The organism is Sediminibacterium sp. C3 (assembly GCF_000508085.1).
Taxonomy (GTDB): Bacteria; Bacteroidota; Bacteroidia; order Chitinophagales; family Chitinophagaceae; genus Sediminibacterium.
Genome location: NZ_KI669560.1, coordinates 1,446,964 through 1,472,523 on the forward strand (window position 1 = coordinate 1,446,964; position 25,560 = coordinate 1,472,523).

The 25,560-nt window shown below is 42.0% G+C and carries 18 protein-coding genes and 2 rRNA genes (1 of these 20 only partly in view); 11 read left to right on the forward strand and 9 right to left on the reverse strand.

The features are described from left to right. From F777_RS0106645 to F777_RS0106655, 3 genes are all read left to right on the forward strand, one after another. Positions 1–2,559: ribosomal RNA gene (locus F777_RS0106645) — 23S ribosomal RNA — on the forward strand; it begins 253 nt to the left of the window's first position. 62 nt (positions 2,560–2,621) lie between these two features. Continuing rightward, a 5S ribosomal RNA gene (gene rrf / locus F777_RS0106650) occupies positions 2,622–2,732 on the forward strand. Positions 2,733–2,883: 151 nt separating this feature from the next. Then, entirely contained in the window at positions 2,884–4,155 is a 1,272-nt protein-coding gene (locus F777_RS0106655) for a sensor histidine kinase (protein ID WP_026751352.1), read from the forward strand. A gap of 6 nt (positions 4,156–4,161) precedes the next feature. Here the strand turns inward: F777_RS0106655 and F777_RS0106660 are convergent, their stop codons facing one another. Beyond that, positions 4,162–4,629 (reverse strand): GNAT family N-acetyltransferase, encoded by a 468-nt coding sequence (locus F777_RS0106660; protein WP_235785896.1) that lies wholly within the window; start codon positions 4,627–4,629, stop codon positions 4,162–4,164. A gap of 96 nt (positions 4,630–4,725) precedes the next feature. On the opposite strand from F777_RS0106660, the gene F777_RS0106665 reads away from it, so the two are divergent. Then, a complete protein-coding gene (locus F777_RS0106665; RefSeq protein WP_026751354.1) occupies positions 4,726–6,396 on the forward strand; it encodes an ArnT family glycosyltransferase in 1,671 nt (556 codons plus the stop codon). 19 nt (positions 6,397–6,415) lie between these two features. Here F777_RS0106665 and F777_RS0106670 read toward each other — a convergent pair whose 3' ends face one another. From F777_RS0106670 to F777_RS0106680, 3 genes are read right to left on the reverse strand one after another with little or no spacing between them, the layout of a single operon-like run. Further along, complete coding sequence (locus tag F777_RS0106670) at positions 6,416–7,633, reverse strand: glycosyltransferase family 9 protein (protein WP_026751355.1); 1,218 nt, start codon at positions 7,631–7,633, stop codon at positions 6,416–6,418. 49 nt (positions 7,634–7,682) lie between these two features. Then, complete coding sequence (locus tag F777_RS0106675) at positions 7,683–8,945, reverse strand: replication-associated recombination protein A (RefSeq protein WP_026751356.1); 1,263 nt, start codon at positions 8,943–8,945, stop codon at positions 7,683–7,685. Positions 8,946–8,957: 12 nt separating this feature from the next. Further along, positions 8,958–10,103: an MFS transporter gene (locus tag F777_RS0106680; protein WP_026751357.1), complete on the reverse strand. Its 1,146-nt coding sequence runs from the start codon at positions 10,101–10,103 to the stop codon at positions 8,958–8,960. 106 nt (positions 10,104–10,209) lie between these two features. On the opposite strand from F777_RS0106680, the gene aspS reads away from it, so the two are divergent. After that, a complete protein-coding gene (aspS, locus tag F777_RS0106685) occupies positions 10,210–12,036 on the forward strand; it encodes an aspartate--tRNA ligase (protein ID WP_026751358.1) in 1,827 nt (608 codons plus the stop codon). Here aspS and F777_RS17215 read toward each other — a convergent pair whose 3' ends face one another. Both F777_RS17215 and F777_RS0106695 read right to left on the reverse strand, forming a co-directional pair. After that, positions 12,037–12,723: a hypothetical protein gene (locus tag F777_RS17215; protein WP_051408484.1), complete on the reverse strand. Its 687-nt coding sequence runs from the start codon at positions 12,721–12,723 to the stop codon at positions 12,037–12,039. Continuing rightward, the gene (locus tag F777_RS0106695) at positions 12,720–13,058 is read right to left on the reverse strand and encodes a PadR family transcriptional regulator (protein WP_026751359.1); all 339 of its coding nucleotides are present in this window, start codon (positions 13,056–13,058) and stop codon (positions 12,720–12,722) included. The genes F777_RS17215 and F777_RS0106695 overlap by 4 nt, the downstream gene beginning before the upstream one ends. A gap of 172 nt (positions 13,059–13,230) precedes the next feature. Here F777_RS0106695 and F777_RS0106700 point away from each other — a divergent pair, with 172 nt between their 5' ends. From F777_RS0106700 to accC, 4 genes are all read left to right on the forward strand, one after another. Then, a complete protein-coding gene (locus F777_RS0106700) occupies positions 13,231–13,737 on the forward strand; it encodes a hypothetical protein (RefSeq protein ID WP_026751360.1) in 507 nt (168 codons plus the stop codon). Between the two features lie 89 nt (positions 13,738–13,826). Next, entirely contained in the window at positions 13,827–14,393 is a 567-nt protein-coding gene (gene efp / locus F777_RS0106705) for an elongation factor P (protein ID WP_026751361.1), read from the forward strand. Positions 14,394–14,544: 151 nt separating this feature from the next. Further along, the gene (gene accB / locus F777_RS0106710) at positions 14,545–15,024 is read left to right on the forward strand and encodes an acetyl-CoA carboxylase biotin carboxyl carrier protein (protein WP_026751362.1); all 480 of its coding nucleotides are present in this window, start codon (positions 14,545–14,547) and stop codon (positions 15,022–15,024) included. 26 nt (positions 15,025–15,050) lie between these two features. Further along, complete coding sequence (gene accC / locus F777_RS0106715) at positions 15,051–16,388, forward strand: acetyl-CoA carboxylase biotin carboxylase subunit (protein ID WP_026751363.1); 1,338 nt, start codon at positions 15,051–15,053, stop codon at positions 16,386–16,388. A gap of 131 nt (positions 16,389–16,519) precedes the next feature. Here accC and F777_RS0106720 read toward each other — a convergent pair whose 3' ends face one another. From F777_RS0106720 to F777_RS0106730, 3 genes are all read right to left on the reverse strand, one after another. After that, positions 16,520–16,906: a hypothetical protein gene (locus F777_RS0106720; protein ID WP_026751364.1), complete on the reverse strand. Its 387-nt coding sequence runs from the start codon at positions 16,904–16,906 to the stop codon at positions 16,520–16,522. A 103-nt stretch (positions 16,907–17,009) separates the two neighbouring features. Then, positions 17,010–19,199, reverse strand: a complete 2,190-nt coding sequence (locus tag F777_RS0106725; RefSeq protein WP_026751365.1) for a glutamine synthetase III family protein — start codon at positions 19,197–19,199, stop codon at positions 17,010–17,012. 117 nt (positions 19,200–19,316) lie between these two features. Next, entirely contained in the window at positions 19,317–23,477 is a 4,161-nt protein-coding gene (locus F777_RS0106730) for an SdrD B-like domain-containing protein (protein WP_026751366.1), read from the reverse strand. A gap of 232 nt (positions 23,478–23,709) precedes the next feature. On the opposite strand from F777_RS0106730, the gene F777_RS0106735 reads away from it, so the two are divergent. Then, positions 23,710–24,648: an SMP-30/gluconolactonase/LRE family protein gene (locus tag F777_RS0106735; protein WP_152530879.1), complete on the forward strand. Its 939-nt coding sequence runs from the start codon at positions 23,710–23,712 to the stop codon at positions 24,646–24,648. A gap of 23 nt (positions 24,649–24,671) precedes the next feature. Next, positions 24,672–25,556 carry a cytochrome c peroxidase gene (locus F777_RS0106740; RefSeq protein ID WP_235785897.1) on the forward strand — a complete coding sequence of 295 codons (885 nt, stop codon included), beginning with the start codon at positions 24,672–24,674 and terminating at the stop codon, positions 25,554–25,556. Positions 25,557–25,560 lie beyond the last annotated feature (4 nt).

Sequence of the window (25,560 nt, forward strand, 5' to 3'; positions counted from 1 at the left end):
AAGAGCCCAAACCGGGTCAGCGTGCTGATCCGGGGTTATAGGACTGCATTTAGAAATTGTTATCAAACTGAATCATCTGGAAAGATGAGCCATAGCAGGTGATAGCCCTGTAGGTGCAAATTAACAAGGACGAGCAGTATCCTGAGTAACGCGGGACCGGAGGAATCTTGCGTGAATTTGCCAGCACCATCTGGTAAGGCTAAATACTCCTCAGACACCGATAGTGAACCAGTACCGTAAGGGAAAGGTGAAAAGCACCCCGAACAGGGGAGTGAAATAGTACCTGAAACCGTGCGCCTACAAGCGGTCGGAGTCCCGATTTATCGGGATGACGGCGTGCCTTTTGCATAATGAGCCTACGAGTTGCTCCTCACTGGCGAGGTTAAGTTCTTATATAACGGAGCCGAAGCGAAAGCGAGTCCAAATAGGGCGAATAGTCAGTGGGGGCAGACGCGAAACTTTGTGATCTATCCATGGGCAGGTTGAAGGTGTGGTAACACACACTGGAGGACCGAACCCGTTGACGTTGAAAAGTCTTGGGATGACCTGTGGATAGGGGTGAAAGGCCAATCAAACTGAGAGATAGCTCGTTCTCCCCGAAATGTTTTTAGGAACAGCGTTGCATTATGAAGTTTATTAGAGGTAGAGCTACTGATTGGGCTAGGGGGCTTCACCGCCTACCAAACCCTGACAAACTCCGAATGCTAATAAATATCTGCAGCAGTGAGGCTTTGGGCGCTAAGGTCCAGGGCCGAGAGGGAAATAACCCAGATTAGCAACTAAGGTCCCTAATACGTAGTTAAGTTGATCAAACGAGGTGGGATTTCTATAACAGCCAGGATGTTGGCTTGGAAGCAGCCATTCATTTAAAGAGTGCGTAACAGCTCACTGGTCGAGAGATCCTGCACGGAAAATAATCGGGCATCAAACTACGAACCGAAGTTCTAAATTCTAGCTTGCTAGAGTGGTAGGGGAGCATTGAAATCTGCACAGAAGGTGTATCGCGAGATATGCTGGAGCGATTTCAAAAGAAAATGTAGGCATAAGTAACGATAATTAAAGTGAAAAACTTTAACGCGAAAAGTCTAAGGTTTCCTGATCAACGTTAATCGGATCAGGGTTAGTCTGGTCCTTAGGAAAACCCGAAAGGGGCATCTGATGGAAAGAAGGTTAATATTCCTTCACCTACTATGCAATAAAAGTGACGCAGGGACGTGGTGGTTGCGTACGGACGGAAGTGTACGCCTGAGTGGAGTCTTCGGATGAAGCGAAATCATAAAATCCCTGCCAAGAAAAGCGAGCATAGCAGCCAGTACCGGAATCCGACACAGGTAGACGGGATGAGTATTCTAACGCGCTCGGGTGAGCCGTGGAGAAGGAACTAGGCAAATTAACGCTGTAACTTCGGGATAAAGCGTACCATCGCGAGATGGTCACAGTAAAATGGTACAACCAACTGTTTAACAAAAACACAGGGCCCTGCAAAAACGTAAGTTGACGTATAGAGCCTGAAACCTGCCCGGTGCTGGAAGGTTAAGGAAGGGTGTTCGGCGCAAGCCAAAGCTCCTGACTGAAGCCCCAGTAAACGGCGGCCGTAACTATAACGGTCCTAAGGTAGCGAAATTCCTTGTCGGGTAAGTTCCGACCTGCACGAATGGTCTAATGAGTTGTACACTGTCTCCTCCACGAGCCCGGTGAAATTGTAGTATCGGTGAAGATGCCGGTTACCCGCCACGGGACGGAAAGACCCCGTGAACCTTCACTACAACTTTGCATTGATTTTGAGCAACAAATGTGTAGGATAGTTGGGAGACTATGAAGCAGTGTCGCCAGGCATTGTGGAGTCAACGTTGAAATACCAACCTTTTGTTGCTTAGAACCTAACCCTGAACAAGGGGACATTGCATGGTGGGTAGTTTGACTGGGGTGGTCGCCTCCTAAAAAGTAACGGAGGCTCGCAAAGGTACCCTCAGTACGGTTGGTAATCGTACGCAGAGCGCATTAGTAAAAGGGTGCTTGACTGTGAGACAAACACGTCGAGCAGGAGCGAAAGCTGGCTAAAGTGATCCGGTGGTTCTGTATGGAAGGGCCATCGCTCAAAGGATAAAAGGTACTCCGGGGATAACAGGCTGATCTTACCCAAGAGCTCATATCGACGGTAAGGTTTGGCACCTCGATGTCGGTTCGTCACATCCTGGGGCTGGAGAAGGTCCCAAGGGTTCGGCTGTTCGCCGATTAAAGTGGCACGTGAACTGGGTTCAGAACGTCGCAAGACAGTTCGGTCCCTATCTGTGGTGGGCGCTAGTAAATTGAGAGGACGTGACCTTAGTACGAGAGGACCGGGTTGCACGTACCGCTGGTGTATCTGTTATGCCGCCAGGTGTAATGCAGAGTAGCTATGTACGGCAAGGATAAACGCTGAAAGCATCTAAGCGTGAAACCTTCCACAAGATGAGTTTACTTTTAAGGGTCGTCGAAGACTACGACGTTGATAGGCTATAGGTGTAAAGTTGGTAACAACAAAGCCGAGTAGTACTAATTGCCCGTAAGCTTTATTTTTTTATGTTTTGTTTTTTTCCTTTCCAATATGTAAAATATTAAGGTCGTATGACCCAAGATTTTATGGTGGTTTTGCCGGGGGTGTTCACCTCTTCCCATTCCGAACAGAGAAGTTAAGTCCCCCATGGCCGATGGTACTCGCATCTAGCTGGGAGAGTAGGTAGCTGCCATATTTATTCAAGCCTCGTTCCGTTTTCTCGGATCGAGGCTTTTTTTATTATTATAATAGCTGCATTTTCTCAAACCACCTCCCTATTTTCAATAACTTGCAGATTGCTGTTTTTTTACTGTATTTTGCATTTGTATTGATTTTACTATCAACCAATGGCTAACCCAATAAAATCCTTTTTCAATAAGATCCTTACGTTGGGAATCAATGATGAGATGCACTTTGTAGAGATACAGAAGAGCTATATGTTCAATTTGTTTCTCGTCATTGCTACTCCACTTGTTTTTTTTGTTTTTTTATTCAACCTGGCTAATCAACAATACTTACCAGCAGCTGTAAGCGCTTTACAGTTTTCCATTTTTTGTTTTGGCTTCTGGATCTCGTACTCGCAGAAATACTTGTATCTGCGTTCCGGAATGCTGATTGTACTTGCTTTTATTGGACTATTGGCAGCTTATTTTTTTAAGTCAGGAAATGAATACCGCATGCTCATCATGATCATTGCGGCGGTAGTACTCTTCGATAAACTATGGCAGTACACGGTCTTTGCCATCATGGTTGCCTTTGTTTTTGTATTTATTCGCCTGGCCGATATACCCATATCCACGATCTCCAGAGTAGACCTGTTGGTAGAAACGGTTAAGATATTGCTGCCCATGCTGATCTTTATTCTCTGTCTGTTTTATCTAAAACACGGATACCTGAATTATCAGTTGAAGCTGGAAAAAGCATTCCAGGAGCTCGCTGCAGCCAAAGAACAAAAAGAAAGAATACTCAATGCCGTAGCGCATGATCTGAGAAGCCCGATCAGCAGTATTGCCGGTATTACCAAGCTGATCCTGATGGATGATAACCTTACTGCAGAGCAGAGGGAATTGCTGCAGCTTGCGGAGCATTCTTCCTCTAATACAATTGGATTAATCAATGATCTGCTGCAGACCAATCTGAAGGAGATCCATTCTTATAAATTTGTTAAGGCCGACCTGAATGAAGTGTTGCATCAGTCGGTTCGCCTGCTGGAATTCAATGCCAGCGATAAAAAAATTCAGCTTCGGACTGAAATGGTTCATGAGCACCTGATTGCTTCGATAGATCCCGACAAAATTGATCGGGTCATTACCAATCTGGTGAACAATGCCATTAAATTCAGCAATCCCAATTCCGTAATCAATATTTCGCTGTCGAGGCAGCAGGATGAAGCAGTGATTGCAGTGAAGGATCATGGTATCGGAATTCCTGAAGATAAAAAAGAGAAAGTATTCGACTCTTTTACAGAAGCCAAACGAAAAGGAACTTCCTGTGAAACCAGCTTTGGTCTTGGACTCTCTATCTGTAAGCAAATCATCGAAGTACACAAAGGAAAGATCCGGCTCGAAAGCAAGGAAGGAGCAGGTAGCTCATTCTATGTGTATCTGCCATTAACGTAGCGAGGCTTAAAGCACCATCTCAATGTGCTCAATGCCATCTTCGAGGTATATTTCGCCCACTGCCACAAATCCAAATGAAGCATAAAATTGTTTGAGGTATAGTTGTGCGCCAATCCGGATAGGACCTCTTCCAAAGTATTTGTAGCATTGCTCTATGGCCATGGCAATCAGTTCTCTTCCTGCGCCTGTTCCCCTGGCAGCAGGTGCGCTTACCACCCTGCCAATGCTCATTTCATTATAGGCCAGTCCGGGTGGCAGTAAACGGCAATAAGCAATCAACTGATCGTTCTTCCAGTACATCTGGTGATAGCTTTCCTGATCTTTGTTATCGGCATCCTGGAAAACACAGTTCTGTTCCACTACAAATACTTCATTGCGAAGCCGTATAATGCTGTATAATTCCAGGGGCGTTAATTCCCCGAATGGTTTAATAACCCAATGGCTGGTAAAGGACATGGCAGTTGTATTGATCATTTAAGGATAAAAATAGCGTTTAAAATGAAACCGGCCGTTGCCCTGATTTTTGTACTATTGCACAGCGCTACCATTTTTTAAACAATCCGGACGAGTATGAAAAAAATCAGCATCAGCGAATCTCTTGTATGGAAGCTTGTTTTCTTCCTGACCCTGGTGGTATATGCGGCCGGCCTGTTTGTGGAAGTGCTGGAACCGGATGCAGCTGTATACGCCGAAGTATCGCGCGAAATGTTTGTATCGGGTAAATGGATGGATATTTTTCTGATGGGGGCAGACTGGCTGGATAAGCCCCATTTTCAGTTCTGGGTTACTGCCTGGTTTTACAGTTTGTTTGGCGTAAATATTATTGCCTATAAACTGCCCGCCGTTATTGGTGTGCTGTTGGCTGCCTGGTATACCTATCTCTATGGCAAACGTTTTTATTCAGAGAAACATGGGGTGGTGGCCGCACTTATTTTACTTACTGCCCAGCATACCATTACTTCCAATATGGATGTACGGGCAGAACCTTATATGACGCTTTTCACCATCATGGCACTGTACCATGTAGTGGTGTACCTGGATAGCAAAAAAATGGCCCATCTGATTTATTGCAGCGCAGCACTGGCCGCTTTGATGATGACCAAGGGGCTCTTTACCATCATACCTGTTGGCGCAGGGGTTGGATGTACGTTGCTGTACCGGGGCAAATGGAAAGAAATATTGCACTGGCAATGGCTGTTGCTGGCAGTACTTGCAGTTTTTTTCATGATTCCGACACTTTATGGTTACTACCAGCAGTTCGACCTTCATCCCGAGAAATGGGTGTTCGGGAAGCAGCAGGTTTCCGGAATCCGTTTCTTCCTGATCGACAGCCAGTGGGGAAGGTTTGCCAACAGTGGCCCGATCAAGGGCAGCGGCGATCCATTCTTTTTTGTGCATACCCTTTTATGGGCTTTTTTACCCTGGGCCTGGCTGGCTTATTATGGGCTGGCGCTAAGAACAAAAGCATTGGTTCAACGCAAACATGTTCCGGAAACCTATACCTATTTTGGTTTCCTGGTCATGTTCCTGATTTTCTCCGCATCCAAATTTCAACTGGCACATTACCTGAACCCGGTATTCCCTTTACTGGCCATCATGGCTGCCGAAGCGCTCATGAACGCATCGCAAAAAGCACTGCGGGTACTTACGGTAATGCAGTCTGCAACCGTTGTGTTGTTGCTGATTGCACTGGGTATGCTGATGGTGTTTTTTCAAAGTAGTTTCCTTCATACAGATACTTTGTTGGTATTGCTTGCAGGTATGCTGCTGGCTGGTTTCGTTTTCTTTGCTAAAAACAAGCCTGTATTTGCCCGGATGATTTTTGTTCCGGTACTGGTTACCCTGAGCATCAACTATTACCTGAACAGGGAGTTTTATCCAATACTCACCACATATCAGTCGGAGTCTGCAGTGGCAGATTATTACCTGCAACAACAATTGCCCAAAGACCGTCTCGTAAGCCTGGATGTAACATCGTTCAGTACCAGCTTTAAATTAAATACGGTGGTGCCTCCTCTGTGGACAGATAAAGTACAACCCGATGAATTGCAGGATAAGTATGTGTACACAACACAACGCGGGCTGGAACTGATCGACTCTTTACAGATACCACGGAAACCGGTTCATCAGTTTACAGACTTTCATGTAACCATGCTTACCGGAACCTTCCTGAACAAAGCAACCAGAGAACAGGAACTGAGTCCTATGTTCCTTGTGCAAACAGGAAAGCGGGTTCAATAATCTTGTTGGCGGATGAAACTTAAACGCCTGCAGCTAAAAATCTTGCCAGTCTTTCTTCTACCTGTATGGTACTGATGCCGGTGATGCAGGGACGTTCTGTGCAACTTGTTTTACGATGGTTGGCTGCACTCACGCAAGGAGAGCAGGCCAGTCCCAGATAAAATGGTTCGGCATTGCCACCCAGGGGCAGGTAGAGGCTGGGTGTTTCAGGCCCAAACAATACAAACACTTTCAGATCGGTTACTGCAGCGAAATGAGCAGGCCCGGAATCGTTTGTAATCATAAAGGAGCTTACGCTGTACAGGGGAACCAGTTCACTGAAAGAAAATACACCGGCAGAATTCACACAGCGGGTGCCGGGCGTCATATCAATCACGTTTTGTACATAACCACGTTCTGCAGGAGAGCCGGTAAAAACAATCAGGATATCGGGAAACTGCGCTACCAGGTTTTGTGCCACGAGGGCAAAGTTGGCCGGTAACCACCTGCGTTGGGGTAACAGATCGGATGCGTTTACATTGAACAGCACAACACGCTCATTCTTCCATTCCGGATACAGCCCCCTTATTTTTTCACGGACTTTGTTTTTGGCTTCTTCCGGTACGGTTGCTTTAGCCAGTTCCAGTTCATGCCCGGTAACCAGGCTGGTAGGATAGGGGTTCTGGTAAAAACCCAGCGCCTGATTGGTAAGCGAAATAAAATTCACTCCCATGTGTACATGCGGATTGTACCGCACAGGACGGTTGATCAGCCAGCCCCGGAACATACCTTCGTCGTGAAAACTGCTGTAACCCACTCTGTCTTTGGCTAAACTAAAAAAGCTGAGCATGGCAGTGAAGCGAGAAAACAACTCCAGGTCGATGGTGCAGGTAATCTGCTTTTTGCGGCACCAGATCATGAAACGGATCAGGTCGCCAGCCAGGTGAAGCAGGCTGCTGGGCCGCATGGTAAAAATATTTTCTGCGGGTACGGTTTTTAAAATCTCCAGACTTTTTACGTTGTCTTTGAAAATAACAAAGAACAGTTCGGCATTGCCCTCGGCTTTGAGTTTGCGCATGGCCGGGTCGGCAATGATGGCGCTGCCCATTTCGGATAATTCAATGAACAGGGTGCGCTCAATGGCAGGTCTGCCCGATTTTCCGCGAAACAGATCGGTAACAATCGATACTACACTCAATAAAGTACACAATGGAACACCTGCCCATTTGTCTATCTTTCGCATAGTATCAACTTTCATGTAGTATTCTTTTGGTCAAATAAAAGCGAAGGTATGAATTAACTGACTCCTAGTATCCATATTTGTTCTTCCATCGTTCCTTCAGGAACTTACGGAGCTCATTTTCACGGGCATTGTTTCCGGGAACATAAAAAGGGGTGTTCTTCAACTGATCCGGCAGGTATTCCTGTTCTATGAAATTGCCTTCTCCCAAATGAGAATACTGGTAGTCCTTTCCATAATCCATGCGCTTCATGAGCTGGGTGGGTGCATTGCGCAGGTGCAGCGGCACCGGCAGGTCTCCGTGCTTCTGCACTGCCTGCTGTGCTTTTGAAATGGCTTCGTACGAAGCATTGCTCTTGGCAGAGGAAGCCAGGTAGGTAGCACACTGCGAAAGAATGATCCTGCTTTCCGGATAACCGATTTTGCTGACTGCATCAAAAGTAGAGTTGGCCAGCAGCAGGGCATTTGGATTGGCATTGCCGATATCTTCACTCGCAAATATGAGCATCCTTCTGGCAATAAACTTTACATCTTCTCCACCTTCAATCATTCTGGCTAACCAGTACACCGCTCCATTTGGATCTGAGCCACGCATGCTTTTAATAAATGCTGAAACAATATCGTAATGTTGCTCGCCGCTTTTATCGTATAAGGCTATTTTCTTTTGTGCAACTTTCTGAACTGCCTCATCAGTAATTTCCGTAACACCTGACTGAACAACAATTTCCAGTAGGTTCAATAATTTTCGGCCATCTCCACCGCTAAGGTTGATCAAGGCCTCGGTTTCCTGTAGCTGTATATTTTTTGCTTTCAGCTGTTCGTCTTTCTGAATAGCTTCTTCTAATAGTTGCACCAGTTTTTCTTTGTCCAGTGCTTTGAGTACATACACCTGACAGCGGCTTAACAAGGCTGCATTTACTTCAAAGGATGGATTTTCTGTTGTTGCCCCAATTAAGCGAATGGTTCCTTTTTCTACTGCACCCAATAATGCATCCTGCTGACTTTTATTGAAGCGGTGTATTTCATCTATGAATAAAACGGCACGCTGCAATTCTTTCGCCTGTTCAATTACTTCTCTTACTTCTTTCACGCCACTGCTGATAGCGGACAATTGAAAATAAGGGACCCTAAGGGTTTGGGTAATTACATTGGCTAGCGTTGTTTTGCCCACGCCTGGAGGCCCCCAGAGAATCATGGAAGGAATGCTTCCGTTTTCCATTGAAGTCCTTAGTATGCTTCCCTTTCCTGTGATATGTTCCTGACCAACAATATCATCAATGGTATTGGGACGCATTCTTTCTGCAAGCGGTATCTGAGATTCGAACAACATTCACCTCAAGGTTTAGGTTTTAAATTTAGTGAATCTGGCTAGTATCGTGGTACCAAATCCCAGTATGGCAATAATACCAAATGACCACTGTAATCCAAAAGCCTCTGCTATGAATCCAATTAATGGAGGACCAATAAAAAATCCAAAGAACCCGATACTGGATACAGCAGCCAATGCCATGCCCGGGCTCATTTTCTCTGATTTGCCTGCCTGACTATATACAATGGGAACCACAGAAGAAACACCAAATCCAACCATCAGAAAGCCGATAGTTGCGGTAACGATTGAAGGAAAGAAAACTGCCATTAATAAGCCGGCAGCTATAATTCCCCCGCTTGCCTGTAAAATTTCTTTTCTTCCAAAACGTAACACCAGGCCGTCTCCTAAAAATCTTCCCAATGCCATCGTACCCATAAATGCGGAATAACCCAGGGTTACCAATGATGGGGGAGCTTGTACCACTTTTTGAAAATAGATACCACTCCAGTCGAACATGGTACCTTCTGCTGCCATGCAACAGAAAGAGATTAATCCGAGTTTTAAAAGAGAGGAATCTGGTTTTACAAAAATGGGTTGATTACCTGTAACGGCATCTTTGGGCATTCTGCCAAATTTCATGATCAATGCCAAAGCCATCATGGTAAGGGCAACAATCAAAAAATGTTGCAGAGGAATTAATCCCAATGATATCATTAAAGTCCCAACAGCAGCACCAGTAAATCCTGCCAGACTCCAGATGCCATGGAAGGAAGCCATAATGGATTTACCGTATAATTCTTCCACAGCAACTGCCTGGGTATTCACGGATATATTCATCATGTTGCCCAATAAGCCAAAGAAAAATAATAAGCTGGTTAGCACTACAACAGAATCAGCTGTTCCCAGTAAACTCAACACCAGCGGGTAGCATAGTGCAGCCAGTAACATAACGGTTCTGCTCCCCAGTTTAGCTACCAACCAGCCAGAGATGGGCAAACTGACCATGGATCCGGTGGGTAAGGCAAATAAAATACCACCCAGTTCAGCATCATTGAGTTCCAGTTTCTGTTTGATATCTGGGATCCTGCTGGCCCAGCTGGCAAATGTAATTCCAGCAATAAAAAAATATGTTCCGATTGCCAGTCGATGCGTTCGCTTCGACAGTGTTTGATGACCCATATACTTGATTCAGGTTGCAAAAATACCTCAATCCTGCTACTTGACCCATTTAGGTTATATTTGCGCTCAGAAACAGGCCTGGCCTGGTATAAACTTCAGTTAGATTATGTATCGTTCAAATAATTGCGGAGAATTAAGAATCTCTAATGTGGGCTCGGAAACCGTTTTAGCGGGTTGGGTTCAGACTGTCAGAAAATTTGGTGCCATAACTTTTGTAGACCTGAGAGACCGTTATGGAATTACCCAGTTGTTGTTTGGGGAAAACCTGGCTAAACAATTAGAAGAGCAACCCTTGGGTCGTGAGTTTGTTTTGCAGGCCAAAGGATTGGTGCAGGAGAGAAGTAATAAAAATCCCAATATCCCAACTGGTGATATTGAAATAGTGGTGAGTGAGTTTACCATTCTGAATAAGTCGGCTGTTCCACCATTCACCATTCAGGATGATACCGATGGGGGAGATGATTTAAGAATGAAGTATCGCTTTTTGGATTTAAGAAGAAATGTAGTCAAGCGAAATTTAGAATTGCGTTATGCAGTGAATCGCGCTGCCAGAAATTATTTGCATGAGAACCATTTCATGGATATTGAAACTCCATTCCTGATTAAATCTACGCCTGAAGGGGCCAGAGATTTTGTGGTTCCTTCCAGAATGAATCCGGGTCAGTTTTATGCATTGCCACAAAGTCCGCAAACTTTCAAGCAATTGTTGATGGTGAGCGGTTATGATCGTTATTACCAGATTGTAAAATGCTTCAGAGATGAAGATTTGCGTGCAGATCGTCAACCTGAGTTTACGCAGATTGACTGTGAAATGGCATTTGTAGAACAGGAAGATATTCTGCAGATGTTTGAAGGAATGGTGAAGCGCATTTTCAAAGACGTTAAGGATATTGACTATACGGAAACAGTAGAGCGTATGTCATGGGAAGATGCCATGTGGAATTACGGTAACGACAAACCGGATATCCGCTTTGGCATGAAGCTTTCAAATTTGAAGAGTGCCTTTTTGAAAGCAGGTAAAATTGCTGCAACAGGGGAGCTCATTAATGGTGCAGGTTTTGGGGTATTTGATAATGCTGAAACAGTATTGGCGATTGCCGTGCCCGGATGTGCTGAATACACACGCAAGCAAACTGATGAATTAACCGAGTGGGTGAAAAGACCACAAATTGGCATGCAGGGATTGGTGTTTATCAAATGCAATGCTGACGGTACTTACAAGAGCAGCGTAGATAAATTTTATACTGAAGAAAAACTCAAGGCAATAGCTGATTCTGCCGGAGCTAAAGCCGGAGATTTGGTATTGATTCTAGCAGGTCGTGAAGAAAGAACCCGAAAAGCCATTAGTGAATTGCGATTGGAAATGGGTAAGCGACTGGGTTTGCGCAAGGACAATGAATTCAAGTTGCTATGGGTGATGGACTTCCCATTGTTTGAATATGCAGAGGAAGAGAATCGCTGGGTTGCCCGACACCATCCGTTTACTTCACCCAAGCCTGACCAGATTGATATTATGATCAATAACAATCCGGTGATTGAGAATGCAGAGAAATACCTGGAACACCCTTATTCCAATATCAAAGCCAATGCCTATGATATGGTGTTGAATGGTAATGAAATAGGCGGAGGCTCTATCCGTATTTATCAGCGTCCGCTACAGGAAAAAATGTTTGCAGCCCTGGGTATGACCGAAGAAGAAGCTCAGCATAAGTTTGGTTTCCTATTGGGAGCATTTGAATATGGTGCCCCTCCACACGGTGGTATAGCATTTGGATTCGATCGCTTGTGTTCTATTTTAGGTGGAAGTGAAAGTATCCGTGACTTCATTGCCTTCCCTAAAAACAATAGCGGAAGAGATGTGATGCTGGATGCACCAAGCAGTATTGATGACAAGCAGTTTGATGAATTGCAGATTAAATTGAATTTGAAATAATCATGCAAAAGCTTTAGGGTATAATGTAATTGCATTGCGGTGCAGCTCCTTTACAAAATCGCGGTGGGCCAAAAGAGAAATGAATATGATCAACATGAAGAGTGCAACTATGGCATAGGCCGTGAAGTGCATTTGTTTTACTCCTGCATAATCAAATAAACTGTTACTGAAAAATATCTGTACAAATAAACCTGAATGAATAACTCCTGAAAGCCGCTCACTGGTCAGTATCATTTCTTTTTTTTGTGCTTTGAAAAGTTTATTCATTTTAAGGGTGTATACGATCTCAAAAACAAACAGGCAAACACCTACTATGAATAAGAAAAGTCCACGGTGATAATCCTGCGTCAAAAATTTACCTATTAAGAGCATTGCCGCATAAATACAAAGCGTCATTGCAATTTTTGGAACGGTGAAATAGGAGAAGAACAGTTTCCATTTTTGTTTTCTGCTTTTTTTGCTCACCATTTCCATTCTGGTGGCAACAATATCAGCAAACCCTTTGATACCAAATCCCGCGTATACTTTATCCAATGCCTGATCAAAAGAGAGCTTGGGATTGGTTTTCATTTTTTCTTCTATGGCTTCCGATAAGTGATCTACCAGTTCAACCTGTACATCATAATACTGTACATAATGCTTTCTGCAAAAGGCATAGAGACTTTCGTATTGGGCTTCTGTAATCATCCTATTACGGGTTTAGGGTTTACAATGAATTCCAGACTTTGCATGAATGCTTTCATTTCATCCATGGCAACTGCAGTTTGTTTTTTACCTGCCTTTGTTAAGCTGTAATATTTGCGCATACGGCTACCGTTCATCTCTGTTTCTGTTTCAACAATTCCCTGCTCTTCCAGCTTATGCAGCAGGGGATAAAGGGCACCTTCCGTAATGGTTAGTTCACCCTTAGTAATTTCTTTAACCATCTGCGTCATCTGGTATCCGTACATTCTGCCATTGTCTTTTAATAGCCGCAATAGAATGGGTTCCAGGCACCCTTTGTAAAGAGAAGATTTTTTCATGATTGATGTATTACTACTGAATGAATGATGTAAATCCTATGCAATAATACATAATTTCATTATACATAAGTAAATTATGCATAATTTTTTTGTGTATTAATCCTCTCATGCATTGTTGGGAATCGCCATGGGATAATTCTTTACCTTTAGGCCCTATTTATCGTTTGCATTTATGAAACAACTGACTATTTACAGAATTCTCTCTTTTATATTGGTTCCTGTTGCTTTTTTCATTGCCTTAATCGACATATTTGTTTTGCTGATGGGGCTTTCCGGTAATCCTGCCATGTTGTTCATTGCCTTTGTGATGGCCTGTCTGGTGATTTATGTGTTTACCTCGTTACGGTTTTTGCTCAATGGCATTGGCAACCAGCGCCAGTGCAGTCATTCTCTGCGGGACTGGATTAAGGTAAATGCCTATGGAACTTTGTTTATTGCAGGTATGTTTTTTCTGAATTCATCAGGTGTTTTTTTTCTGGGGGATTTACAGTTGCAGCAAATGTTAACGGATGTAATGGAACAACAACCCGAATTGTCCGGACAGATTTCTATGGAAACGATGGTAAGCATGTTCAAAACAGTGGCTGTTATCATGTTTATTGTGAGCATTACTGCAATCATCCATGTTCAAATCAGTTTCAGACTTTTGCGTAAATACGCCTATTTATTTGGACAATAATCGGCTAATAAGCAAGCTTATTTGTTGTTTCCATCGTATTTCCTACTTTTGCACCCGTCTTATCCAGACACTATATTAAAAAAAATTATATGGCAACAACTTCCGACATCAGTCGTGGCATGATTTTAAAATTGGATGGTAATTTATACTCTGTTGTAGAATTTGGTGAAAACAAGACTGCCAGAGCTGCAGCTAAGGTTTGGGCCAAGTTGAAAGGAGTAGACAATAAGCGTTCTATTGAAAAAACCTGGAACAGTGGGGAAACCATTTTCCCTGTAAGAGTAGAAAAGAAGGCTTTTCAGTTTCTTTACAAAGATGAAACTGGCTACAATCTGATGAACAATGAAACTTTCGAGCAAATTGCTTTGTCAGAAGAAATGATTGATGCACCCCAGTTCTTAATGGATGGTTCCGAGGTTTTTGTATTCATCAATACAGAAACTGAACAACCGATTGGTGCAGAATTACCTGAAAAGATTGTAGTAAGAATTACTTACTGCGAACCAGGCTTAAAAGGTGATACAGCTACCAGAGCGCTAAAAGCGGCAACTATTGAAACCGGAGCTACCGTTATGGTGCCTTTGTTTGTTGATCAGGATGAATTAATCCGTATCAATACCAAAACCGGAGATTACGTAGAACGCGTAAAAGAATAATATACCGGATTGCCGGATAAAAATGACCTGAACACTGCGATTCAGGTCATTTTGTTTACAAACAGAAAATCCGCTGTTTTTATTAAAAAAAGGCTATTTTGCCCCCGATTTCAGTAAAAAATAACTGTTTTTACCCCTAAAATTGCCATTTATGGACTTAAAGCAAATCCACGAATTAATCAAAATCATCAACAAAAGTAATATCGGAGAAATCAGCATCGAGGATAAAGATGGTAAAGTAACCATCAAGCAGAAGGAAGAACCTGCTGTTACCGTGGCTGCCGCTCCAAGTCATCAAGTGTATACTACTGCTGCTCCCGCTCCGGCACCTGCTCCGGCTGCTGCTGCACCAGCTGCCCCTGCTGCTGCCCCTGCACCAAAGGCTGATAATCTGATTACCATTAAGAGCCCTATGATTGGCACATTCTACCGCAGACCAGCACCGGATAAACCAATCCTTGCAGAAGTAGGTACAGAAATTGCGCCAGGTAAAGTTGTTTGCATTATTGAAGCAATGAAGCTATTCAATGAAATTGAAAGTGAAGTGAAAGGAACCATCGTGAAAGTACTGGTGGATGATGCTAGTCCAGTAGAGTATGATCAGCCATTGTTCCTGGTTGAACCGGCTTAATCGATTCTTTACCTAAAAAAAATTACATGTTTAAAAAAATACTAATTGCCAACAGAGGTGAGATTGCTTTGCGCGTAATCAGAACCTGTAGAGAGATGGGCATCAAGACAGTAGCTGTTTATTCAACTGCTGACAGAGATAGCCTTCACGTTAAGTTTGCAGATGAAGCGGTTTGTATTGGTAAGCCGCAGAGTAGTGACTCTTACTTGAATATTGCGCATATTATGGCGGCTGCAGAAATTACCAATGCAGATGCCATTCACCCCGGGTATGGATTTTTGGCAGAGAACGCAAGATTCTCTCAAATATGTGCGGACCACGGTATAAAATTTATTGGCCCTACTCCTGATATGATCAGTAAAATGGGAGATAAGATTACCGCTAAGGAAACCATGATTAAAGCGGGTGTTCCAGTGGTGCCAGGTGGAGAAGGATTGCTGGAAAGCATTGAACAAACCAAGGCTTTAGCCAAAGAAGTTGGTTACCCAGTTATTCTAAAAGCTACTGCAGGTGGTGGTGGAAAGGGAATGCGTGTGGTTTGGAGTGAAGACGAAATTGAAAAAGCATATACTACCGCTAAAATGGAAGCTGCTGCTTCTTTCAAGAATGATGGTATCTACATGGAGAAATTTGTAGAGGAGCCACGTCATATTGAAATTCAAGTGGCTGGTGACCAATACGGAAATGTTTGCCATTTAAGTGAAAGAGACTGCTCTATTCAGCGTCGTCACCAGAAACTGGTAGAAGAATCTCCCTCTCCTTTCATGACTGCAGATTTGCGCGCCCGTATGGGTGAAGCAGCTATTAAAGCGGCTGCCGCCATTAACTACGAAAGCGTAGGAACGATTGAATTCCTGGTAGATAAACACCGCAATTTCTACTTCATGGAAATGAATACCCGAATTCAGGTAGAACATTGTGTAACAGAAGAAGTGGTTAGTTACGATTTGATTAAAGAACAAATCAAGATTGCCATGGGCGAAAAAATCTCTGGCAGAAACTATGAGCCCCAGTTACATGCTATCGAGTGCAGAATCAATGCGGAAGATCCGTATAATGATTTCAGACCTTCACCAGGAAAGATAACGAATCTTTTCACACCCGGTGGGCATGGCGTTAGAGTAGACAGTCACGTGTATGCGGGGTATGTAATCCCTCCGTACTACGATTCCATGATTGGGAAATTAATTACGGTTGCACAAACCCGCGAAGAAGCCATTGATACCATGTACAGAGCTTTGAGTGAGTATGTAATTGAAGGAGTTAAAACAACCATTCCTTTCCATTTACAGCTGATGCAAAATGAAGATTTTAGAAAAGGTAATTTTACTACCAAATTCCTGGAGTCCTTTACTATGAAGTAATACATTCAGATAATATGGATACCTAAAACAAAAGCCCCCGAATGTATTTTCGGGGGCTTTTTATATAAATTTTTAACAGTTTCTATCTGCTAATGCATGTATGCTTCACGTTATTAGTGAAGCTTCCTGCATTACTTTGAACCGCCACCACCTCTCTGTGGACGGTTTCTTCTCATCTCCTCGTAGAAGTCATTCACAGCTTTAATCTGATCATCCGTTAAAGGAATTGCCTTGAATTTTTTGGTTTTTTCATCATTCACGGTCTTCATTTTAGTGGCTCTTTCTTCTTCGCTCATATCGCGCATGCCACGCATTTCTCCCTGACTCCAAAGCTGGATTTCCAATACTTTGTCTGCCTGAGCATCTGTTAATTTGGTTTTTTCAATCAATTGTGGTTTTACACGTTGCTTCATCATTTCAAGCATTTGTGCTGGGTCCATCTGACCCATACCCTGGGCCTGAACACTTCCTATAGAAAGCGCTAAGGCAAATACGGCTAAAGAGATTATTTTTTTCATTTTTGTAAGTTTATAAAACAAAATAGTGGATTTTTTGAATCCACTATTTGTTTATCGGTCAAATACCAACTGAGGTCGGCATTTATTTTTGGTTTTTGAGCAACTATCTGATGAATAATAACTCACGGTATTTAGGCAGGGTCCAGTATTCGTCGTCTACCAGGTGTTCCAGTTTATCAACGTGGTATCTGATTTCGTCAAAATAAGTGCTCTTGATATTTTCATAAGCAATCGCTTTTTCACGGCTATGAACAATATTGTTGGCAACTTTTCTGGCTTCTACCATTTCATACACTTTGGTGTGTACAACAGAAATATGTTTGCTGATATATTTCAGAATGGTTAACTGACTGCTGTAGGCTGATTCATCCAGGCCTGCATTTTTTAGTCCGTTTACATTGTTTAATAAATCATTCTGGTATTTGATAGCCGCCGGTAAGATATGATTGATGGCCAAATCACCCATTACACGAGCTTCAATTTGTACAGTCTTAATGTATTTCTCCAACTCAATTTCGTATCTGGCTTCCAGTTCTGAATGAGAATAAATGCCATTGGATTGATACAAATTCATGGCTTTTTCAGTGATCATTGCATCTAAGGCTACAGGAGTAGTTTTTAGATTGGGTAAACCACGTCTTTCTGCCTCTTTATGCCATTCTTCGCTGTATCCATCTCCTTCGAATAATACATTCTTACTGGCAACAATATATTTCTGAATTACGTGCATGATGGCAATTTCTTTCTTTTCTCCTTTCTCAATCATGCCATCAACTTCAACCTTGAACTTCTTCAGCGTATCAGCCATAATTGTATTTAATACGGTCATGGCATTCGCACAGTTTGCAGAAGATCCAACTGCTCTGAATTCAAATTTATTACCAGTAAATGCAAATGGAGAAGTCCTGTTTCTATCTGTATTGTCCAGCATTAATTCCGGAATGCTTCTGTGTAAATCTAGTTTTAAGATGGCTTCATCCTGCTCATCAAATTTGTGTCCGACTCTTGATTCAACATCTGCCAGTACCTTAGAAAGATATTGTCCAACAAATACCGATATAATTGCAGGGGGAGCTTCATTGGCGCCTAATCGGTAGTCGTTTGAAGCTGATGCAATGGCTGCTCTCATGATGTCTGCATGATCGTGTACTGCCTTAATGGTATTCACAAAGAAAGTAAGGAACATCAGATTGGTCTTTGGCGTTTTGCCAGGAGCGAGAAGGTTTACACCTGTGTCTGTTGCAAGGCTCCAGTTATTGTGTTTACCGCTTCCGTTGATTCCTGCAAATGGTTTCTCATGTTGTAAAACAACAAGATTATGGCGTTTTGCCACGCGGGCCATCACATCCATCAATAAAATATTGTGATCCACCGCAATGTTTACTTCTTCAAAAATTGGCGCACACTCAAACTGAGCCGGTGCTACTTCATTGTGTCTGGTTCTTAAAGGAATCCCTAATTTATATGATTCCTGTTCAAAATCTCTCATGAAAGCATATATTCTTTCAGGAATAGAACCGAAGTAGTGATCTTCCATTTGCTGGCCCTTTGCAGGTGCTGCACCAAAAACGGTTCTGCCACACTGAATTAAATCGGGTCTTGCAGTAGCTAATCCTGCATCAATTACAAAGTATTCCTGTTCCCATCCAAGCGTTGTGGTTACTTTGGCAATATTCTTATCAAAATAATTACATACTTCCACAGCTGCCTTATTCAGCGCTTCCGTTGCTTTTAATAAGGGGGCTTTATAGTCAAGTGATTCACCTGTATACGATACAAATATGGTTGGAATGCACAAGGTTTTACCTTTTCCAATTTCCATGATGAAAGCCGGGGATGAAGGGTCCCATGCTGTATAACCACGAGCTTCAAAAGTAGCTCTTAAGCCACCACTGGGGAAAGAAGAAGCATCGGGTTCCTGTTGAATTAACGCAGCTCCGTCAAACTCTTCAATGGCTGTACCGTCACTTTTTAAGGTAAAAAAGGAATCGTGTTTTTCAGCAGTTGTACCTGTTAATGGCTGAAACCAGTGTGTAAAATGGGTAACACCCTTGCTTTCTGCCCAGGCTCTGATGCCATTCGCAATTTGACTTGCCACGCTGCGGTCAATTTTTTTACCACCGCGAATGCTGTTGATTAAACTTTTATATGCTTCGTCGCTTAAATATTCCCGGGCAGTTTTTTGGGTAAAAACGTTTTCTCCGAAAATAGCAGTGATTTTTTTGCTGAATTCTGGGATGGCTGTTTCCGCATCATTGGCAATGCTACTGATTGCTTTAAATCGTAAAGACATATTTTTTGGTTTATTTCGAGCAAAAATAAGCCTATTTGCCATTAATAGTTAAATATTTCAGGCAAATAGGCTTAAAATGTGAATAAAATAACCAAAAAATATTACATATAATTATTACTAATATTTCCCTGCCATGATTTTGATTGGCTTGTATTTAGAATTATCAACGCCAGTACCATCCAGGTTCAGAATCATGATTTTATGAACTTCATTGCTGTTCATTTCAACAGGTACAATATTTTCTCCTCTGAAAGCATTTACCTGTTTGGTCAATATTACTTTACCAGTAACAGCATCTGTTAATTTCAATTGAAGTGTTTTGGTGTTCTCACTTCTAAACCGAACGTTGAATTTATTGCCGGTAACAGGATTAGGGAATGCACTCATGCTCATTTCTTTCAGGCTGTTCAGGTAGTTCTTATCTTCTTTACTGAACGAAATACTGCTCATAGCCAACTGTAAATCGGATGACTTCCCTTTTGTTGGAGGAACAACAGTGATAACAATTGAGTTTACATCTTTTAAATCAATTGTACTGCTGAATGCGCTTGATTTGAAATCTTCAATGCCAACCGCGTATTCTTTAGCTTCCGTACTGATAGGCAAGGTAAGGTTGTATTGATCATCCCATTTTGCAATGGATTGTTTCACCAGGGTAATAATTACAGGCGTATTTCCAGCTGCAGTAAATTTCAAAGATTTGAAAGCGCTCAGATCCTGAAGTACGCCACCTGCTCTTAATAATTTGTATACAGTTATATAGTCAGGAGTGGTACCTGAAACTTCTACATTTCTGAATACATTAAAGTCTTCCTTGTTTCTAGTAGCATTGCTATTGGTTACAGTAAATTTCTTAACACTGGTAGTGTTATTGTTGTAATCCAGTCCCCACGCACCATCAGCCATGAATACCTGGTCTTCTAGTTTTCCATTCATGTATAAGTGAATAGAAGATTCAAATAAATCACTGGTAGGGATGGTAACGGTACTTAATCCATTTGCATTGGCTGTAAATGGTATGGTACGTTTTACCTGGGTAGTGGTTTGCTCATTTGCTCTGTCGGTAATTTCAAGGTAACCACTGGTTCCTGCAGTATTATTCTTTAATGTTAAGGTAACGGTTTCATCCAGACGGTTACCTGCAGTGAAGTATACATTAGGTAATCCCGCAGTGTTGGGAACTGCAACTACTGGTAAACTGTTATTAAGTCTGGTAATGATATCGTTTGCCATTTCAATAACCAGGCTTGGTGAACCTCCCCAAAGCTGAATATTGTACATCATTTCTTCCAATGTATAGTCCTTGTTTAACCAGTTGGATTGTAAAGTGTAATTGTTTCTTCCACTTTCTGCACCAATTACAAAACTGGTAGCGTATTCAATTTCTCCTTTGTTGTTTCTAAGATTGTATTGTACCAGTTCGTGACCTTTTACTTTGATTGTTCCCAAAGAGATAAGTTCATATCCTTTTAAGCGATCACAAATTGCTTTGGTATGGTCGTATACCTGTCCAACCGTTCTGGTTCCAAAAGCAACTGCTTTAGAAATATTATTACTTACAAAATCAATCGACATGATTTCTTTTGCATTGGTAATGGAAATGATATCTGTTGGTGTTGATATATAAGACTTGTAACCGTTTGATAATCGGGTAGGAAGAATGTCCTGTAATTTCAAAGTAGTTCCTACAGATGCTCCTGCATAACGGTTATACTGATCAGGCTGTGGTAATTTTGCATAATCTACAGGTCCTTGTTCACTTTTTACAGCTCTGTTGTATACACGGTAAGCAATGGCATCACCTAAACTCTTGCTTTCAACACCACCGCTTCCACCACCACCTACACCACCAATGGTTACAAAACCAAAGTCGTAAGTATGGTTATTTTCTCCATAAACGCCTGCTGTGATGGTAATATCAGCATCGTTGTTGTTTAGTGCGGCGTCACTGTCTCTTAAATCAGCATCAGCATCAACTCCACCATTGTTTATAATCGTTAATTCATAAGTGCTTAACGGAGTCTGAACGCTACCACCTGTTGCGTTTGGAATGCGAATAATATAAGATCCACCTGGCTGTAACTGACTGATATTATAGATAGCAGAAGCAGTATTTACACCATTAGGATCAGAAGAGAAGAAGTAGTTGCCATCTGCATCAGTTGTAGCTGTTGCAATTACAGTAGCTCCCTGAACCAGGGTTACGGTAACGCCGGCAATGCCATTTTCATTGGCATCCTGTACACCATCTCCGTCTGCATCAAACCATACACGGTTGCCTATTTCAATAGGAGCAGGCGCTGTAATCAATTCCAGATCACCCAGTCCATTGGCTTTACCGAATACGCTTACATCATTTCCGGTATATAAAACCTTACCATTGGTAGCAACACCATTGTTGTTATTATAATATCTAACACCTCCAGTGTACCAATCATTGATTGGGTCAAATGCGGTTGATATCAATTCCTTACCGGGAAAATTCAATACTGAACCGGTACTGGTTTCCTCATGATCAAGGAATAATTTTCCACTTGCGGTATTGCCCATGCCTAATGCACTGCCTTCATTTTTTCTGAAACGGTCTGTAAAATAGAATTCACCGCCTCCAGGGCCTTCACCATTTCCGGCACCTGCAGAAGTAAGGGAACCGTCAGAGCCATTATTTTCTAATGTAAAACTGCTGTAAGTTCCATTGTTGCTTGCTTTTAGAATATCTCCGGCAGCATTACCCGTATATAAAGTTGAACCGCTCAACGCAAAATTCTGGTTGCCGGTCTGATGACCTGTACGATCCATTAAACCCAAAATCATTGATCCGTCTGCTGGATTAAATTCAATGCTGGTTAGCATGGGTTGAGGATAGATGGCAGTACCTGCATTTCCTTTCACTGTTAATTCTGTAAAAGTTCTGGCCCACGGATGCCATGATCCATGGCTGGTAGTTGCAAATGGTATCGTGCCGTTAGGATCTACATAGTCGGTATTGTGATAAATATTAAATCCTGTGTTGATATTGGCTCTTCTGTTGTAGGTTAAAGGCGCATCCAGAACAGTTGTAAATGTTGCTGTGCCTGGAGTAGCGGTTGCATCCACTTTTAATACAACCATTTTTAATTCATTTCTGTCAACGGCTGAGTTGTCTGGTTTTACTCCATCCAATACACCCCCAACATAAATGGCGCCTCTGTAATATTTAACTGCAAAAGGTCTGAAACTACTATTGCCTTCTGTTACAGGGAAAGTATTATAAGATACAATTTGAGAGGCTAAAGTTGGGGCTGTTCCGTTCGCGCCAATTTCCACTCTCCACAATTTTCTGTCATTCAAATTAATCAGGTATAAATAACGACCATCATCTGAAATAGTCATACCTCCGATACCTTTTTTACCAACTTCTGTAAAAGCCAATGCATCATAGTTGGCTGATCTGATATCGTTATCTCCTGGATTGAAATTTCTACCAGGTATATCGCCCGCATCAAATGCAGGGTTAATTGCTTTTAAGTCAACAAAACTGGTTGTGTTCGATTTGTTCGTTGTTGATTTGGCATTGTTGGTAACATAGATTCCATTCATTCCAAGAGGCCCCATAGAAACATGGCGTTTTACAAATGCTGCATAGAAGAGTTTATTGGCCTGTCTGCTATAGGCTGTTGCCCAAACCGAACCTATTTGTCCCATATCTGCTAAAACATTGGCCGCAGCAACACCGTCATAATTAAAAGCATAGCTGGCATCGTTATTAGCTGCGTTAAACCAGTCTCCATTACTTATTCTGTTGTTTCCGTTCGTATAAGTAGGTACAATGATTCTTGCGTTCAAATTGTCTATATAGTCGCCAGGATAGTTAATTCCAAAATCTGCATTGGTTGCAGGTGCAGTTACAAATTGAACAGAGGTTTTATTGTTTGCACCAGAAGCAGCAGGGAAATCAACTGCATTCCATCCGCTGAATTCAAGTCTTACCTTGGTTGCGGCAGGTATTGTACCAGCAGAAAAATTATAGATGCCATTTGTGCCTGATGTAGTAGTTCCTAATACGGTGCCCGTTTCATCATAGGCTTTCACAGTGATACCCGCAACTCCCGGCTCATTGTAAGAAGCTGTGTTGTTCTTAACACCATTAGAGTTGAAATCTCTGTAAACAACACCACTAACCTGAGCATCCAATGATTGCATCAAGCTCAGTGAAAAAAAAGCGGTGATAACCCAACCCATCATTCGTTGGGATTGCGTTGCTTTTTTGGTTGGTTCAGCTGTGTAAAAACGACTCATAAAACAGATATTTAGAAATAAGGTAAAATCACTGATTAAATATTAAACTAAAGGTAGATACAATGCTGGTTTTTTTGCTAAAAATGCCCTAAAATCAAGGCTTTTGGGCGAAAAATACCAACCGATTTGTAGGAAATTATCCCGCTGGAATATAAAAAAATGGTCATATTTCAAGGGAAGGGTATTTTACAAACCAGATAGGGTGTATTTTTAAAGTTGAAAAAAACGGAGTTTGTTGTATAATAAAATTTTATTTACCCTGCTTTTTGTCTGGACTACTTTAGGGCCAGTTTGCCTTTATGCGCAACGCGAAATAAAACCTTGTCAGCAAGAGCCTGCATTTATCAGAACCCTGGGTTTTGATCCGCTTTGGACTGGCTTGAGTACTTCTGAAAAAAAATTGATTGGAATTAGTTTAGTTGTGTTTGAGAAAAAAAACGGCGAAACTGCACCCAATCCGCAAACGCCTAAACAGGAAATATATCAGCATCCCAGTTGGAGAGAAGCTGGTTATCTTTCTACCATCACATTTGACAGGCAGGGAAATGTATATGCCATACCGGCACCATTAATTTCCATGTTGTACAATAAAACAGAAAAGCTAAATACGGTTTATCAGATTAATGCAAATACAGGTGAAATGAGCGAATGGATGTCATTGCCTTTTTACGGGAAACCTGGTATCACCAATCCTTTTGGCTTATTGGGAATTACGTATGATTGTTTGCAGCAAACAATGGCCGTTGGATCAGTTGCAGGATCGGACCGATATAATGAAAGAGGCGTAATTTATTTGCTGGATGTGGAATCAAAAAAAATCACGGATACGCTGCGGAATATAGACGTTATGGGACTTGCTTTTGCCTTGGATGAAAAAGGGAACAAGCGATTGTATTTTGGAAAAACCAGAACTGGTGAAATATATTCCGTGCAGGTAAACTCGAATGGAAAATGGATTCGTAAATCGAAGCGAAGAGAGTTAACTTTAGAAGGCTATGGGCCTCGTGGTGATGATAAAGCCAGGAAAATTAAATTCAGTGGCAATCAGATGATAGTTAGCGGAACTGCATTCAATTATAATCTTCAGGCCTCCAGTGAGAAACCCGAAACGGTTTATACATTTATCTGGCTCCCTAAAGAGCAGAAATGGGGGCTGATTCAGTATCAGTAAAATTGAAGAAAAAGCTTTACATATTGGGTTTAATAATAACCGTGTCTGGTGTTCTGATGGGTTTGATTAGAACCTCTGTTCATAGCGTTCCATCCACCAGATTGGCGAGGGTTTCACTCGGAAGATTTTTATTTTATGATAACAGGCTTTCCTATAATCAAACCAAGTCCTGTGTTTCCTGTCATGATCCTAAACTAGCATTCACAGATGGTTACAGAAGATCTGTAGGAGCCGATGGTTATGCAGTTAGGCACAATGCACCGTCTTTGCTAAATGCTGTTTACCGGTCTTCACTTACCTGGAAAGATTCAACCGTAAATAGTTTGTATAAACAGCTTCATTTTCCATTTTTTAATGAACAACCCAAAGAATTGGGATGGACTTTACATGAAACACAAATTTTAAAAAGACTGGCTTCAGTTCCAGTCTACAGTAAACTATTCAGGTTGTCATTTCCTTCTGCAAAAAAATGGTTTACAACAGAGCAGATAAAAACAGCCATTGTAGCTTTTGAAGAACAATTGGTTGCTTATGGTTCTGCCTATGATGGGTATATAAGAGGGAGTAAAAATGCTTTGAGCTCAGAAGCAGCAAAAGGTTTGTTGGTGTTTAATTCAGCTAAAACGAAATGTAGTAAATGTCATCAGCCGGAAAGACCATTTCAGTCTGTTCCATCCAGATTTGTGGATGGAATAAAGGTTCCTTCTTTGCGTAATATTTGGTTAACGGGTCCATATATGCATGATGGCAGACTAGATAATCTAGAAGACGTGATTGGCCATTACGAATCTAAATATTCCTTTCAGTTGAATCAATCAGAAAAGCAACAACTGCTTGCTTTTCTCAAGGCATTAACAGATACTAGTTATCTTAGCAGAACGGTGTTGCTAAATCCATTTCAATATTAATTGT

Coding starts and splice junctions, on each gene's coding strand:
- F777_RS0106655 (WP_026751352.1), top strand. CDS start 2,884: ATGGCTAACCCAATAAAATCCTTTTTCAATAAGATCCTTACGTTGGGA.
- F777_RS0106660 (WP_235785896.1), bottom strand. CDS start 4,629: ATGATCAATACAACTGCCATGTCCTTTACCAGCCATTGGGTTATTAAA.
- F777_RS0106665 (WP_026751354.1), top strand. CDS start 4,726: ATGAAAAAAATCAGCATCAGCGAATCTCTTGTATGGAAGCTTGTTTTC.
- F777_RS0106670 (WP_026751355.1), bottom strand. CDS start 7,633: ATGAAAGTTGATACTATGCGAAAGATAGACAAATGGGCAGGTGTTCCA.
- F777_RS0106675 (WP_026751356.1), bottom strand. CDS start 8,945: ATGTTGTTCGAATCTCAGATACCGCTTGCAGAAAGAATGCGTCCCAAT.
- F777_RS0106680 (WP_026751357.1), bottom strand. CDS start 10,103: ATGGGTCATCAAACACTGTCGAAGCGAACGCATCGACTGGCAATCGGA.
- aspS (WP_026751358.1), top strand. CDS start 10,210: ATGTATCGTTCAAATAATTGCGGAGAATTAAGAATCTCTAATGTGGGC.
- F777_RS17215 (WP_051408484.1), bottom strand. CDS start 12,723: ATGATTACAGAAGCCCAATACGAAAGTCTCTATGCCTTTTGCAGAAAG.
- F777_RS0106695 (WP_026751359.1), bottom strand. CDS start 13,058: ATGAAAAAATCTTCTCTTTACAAAGGGTGCCTGGAACCCATTCTATTG.
- F777_RS0106700 (WP_026751360.1), top strand. CDS start 13,231: ATGAAACAACTGACTATTTACAGAATTCTCTCTTTTATATTGGTTCCT.
- efp (WP_026751361.1), top strand. CDS start 13,827: ATGGCAACAACTTCCGACATCAGTCGTGGCATGATTTTAAAATTGGAT.
- accB (WP_026751362.1), top strand. CDS start 14,545: ATGGACTTAAAGCAAATCCACGAATTAATCAAAATCATCAACAAAAGT.
- accC (WP_026751363.1), top strand. CDS start 15,051: ATGTTTAAAAAAATACTAATTGCCAACAGAGGTGAGATTGCTTTGCGC.
- F777_RS0106720 (WP_026751364.1), bottom strand. CDS start 16,906: ATGAAAAAAATAATCTCTTTAGCCGTATTTGCCTTAGCGCTTTCTATA.
- F777_RS0106725 (WP_026751365.1), bottom strand. CDS start 19,199: ATGTCTTTACGATTTAAAGCAATCAGTAGCATTGCCAATGATGCGGAA.
- F777_RS0106730 (WP_026751366.1), bottom strand. CDS start 23,477: ATGAGTCGTTTTTACACAGCTGAACCAACCAAAAAAGCAACGCAATCC.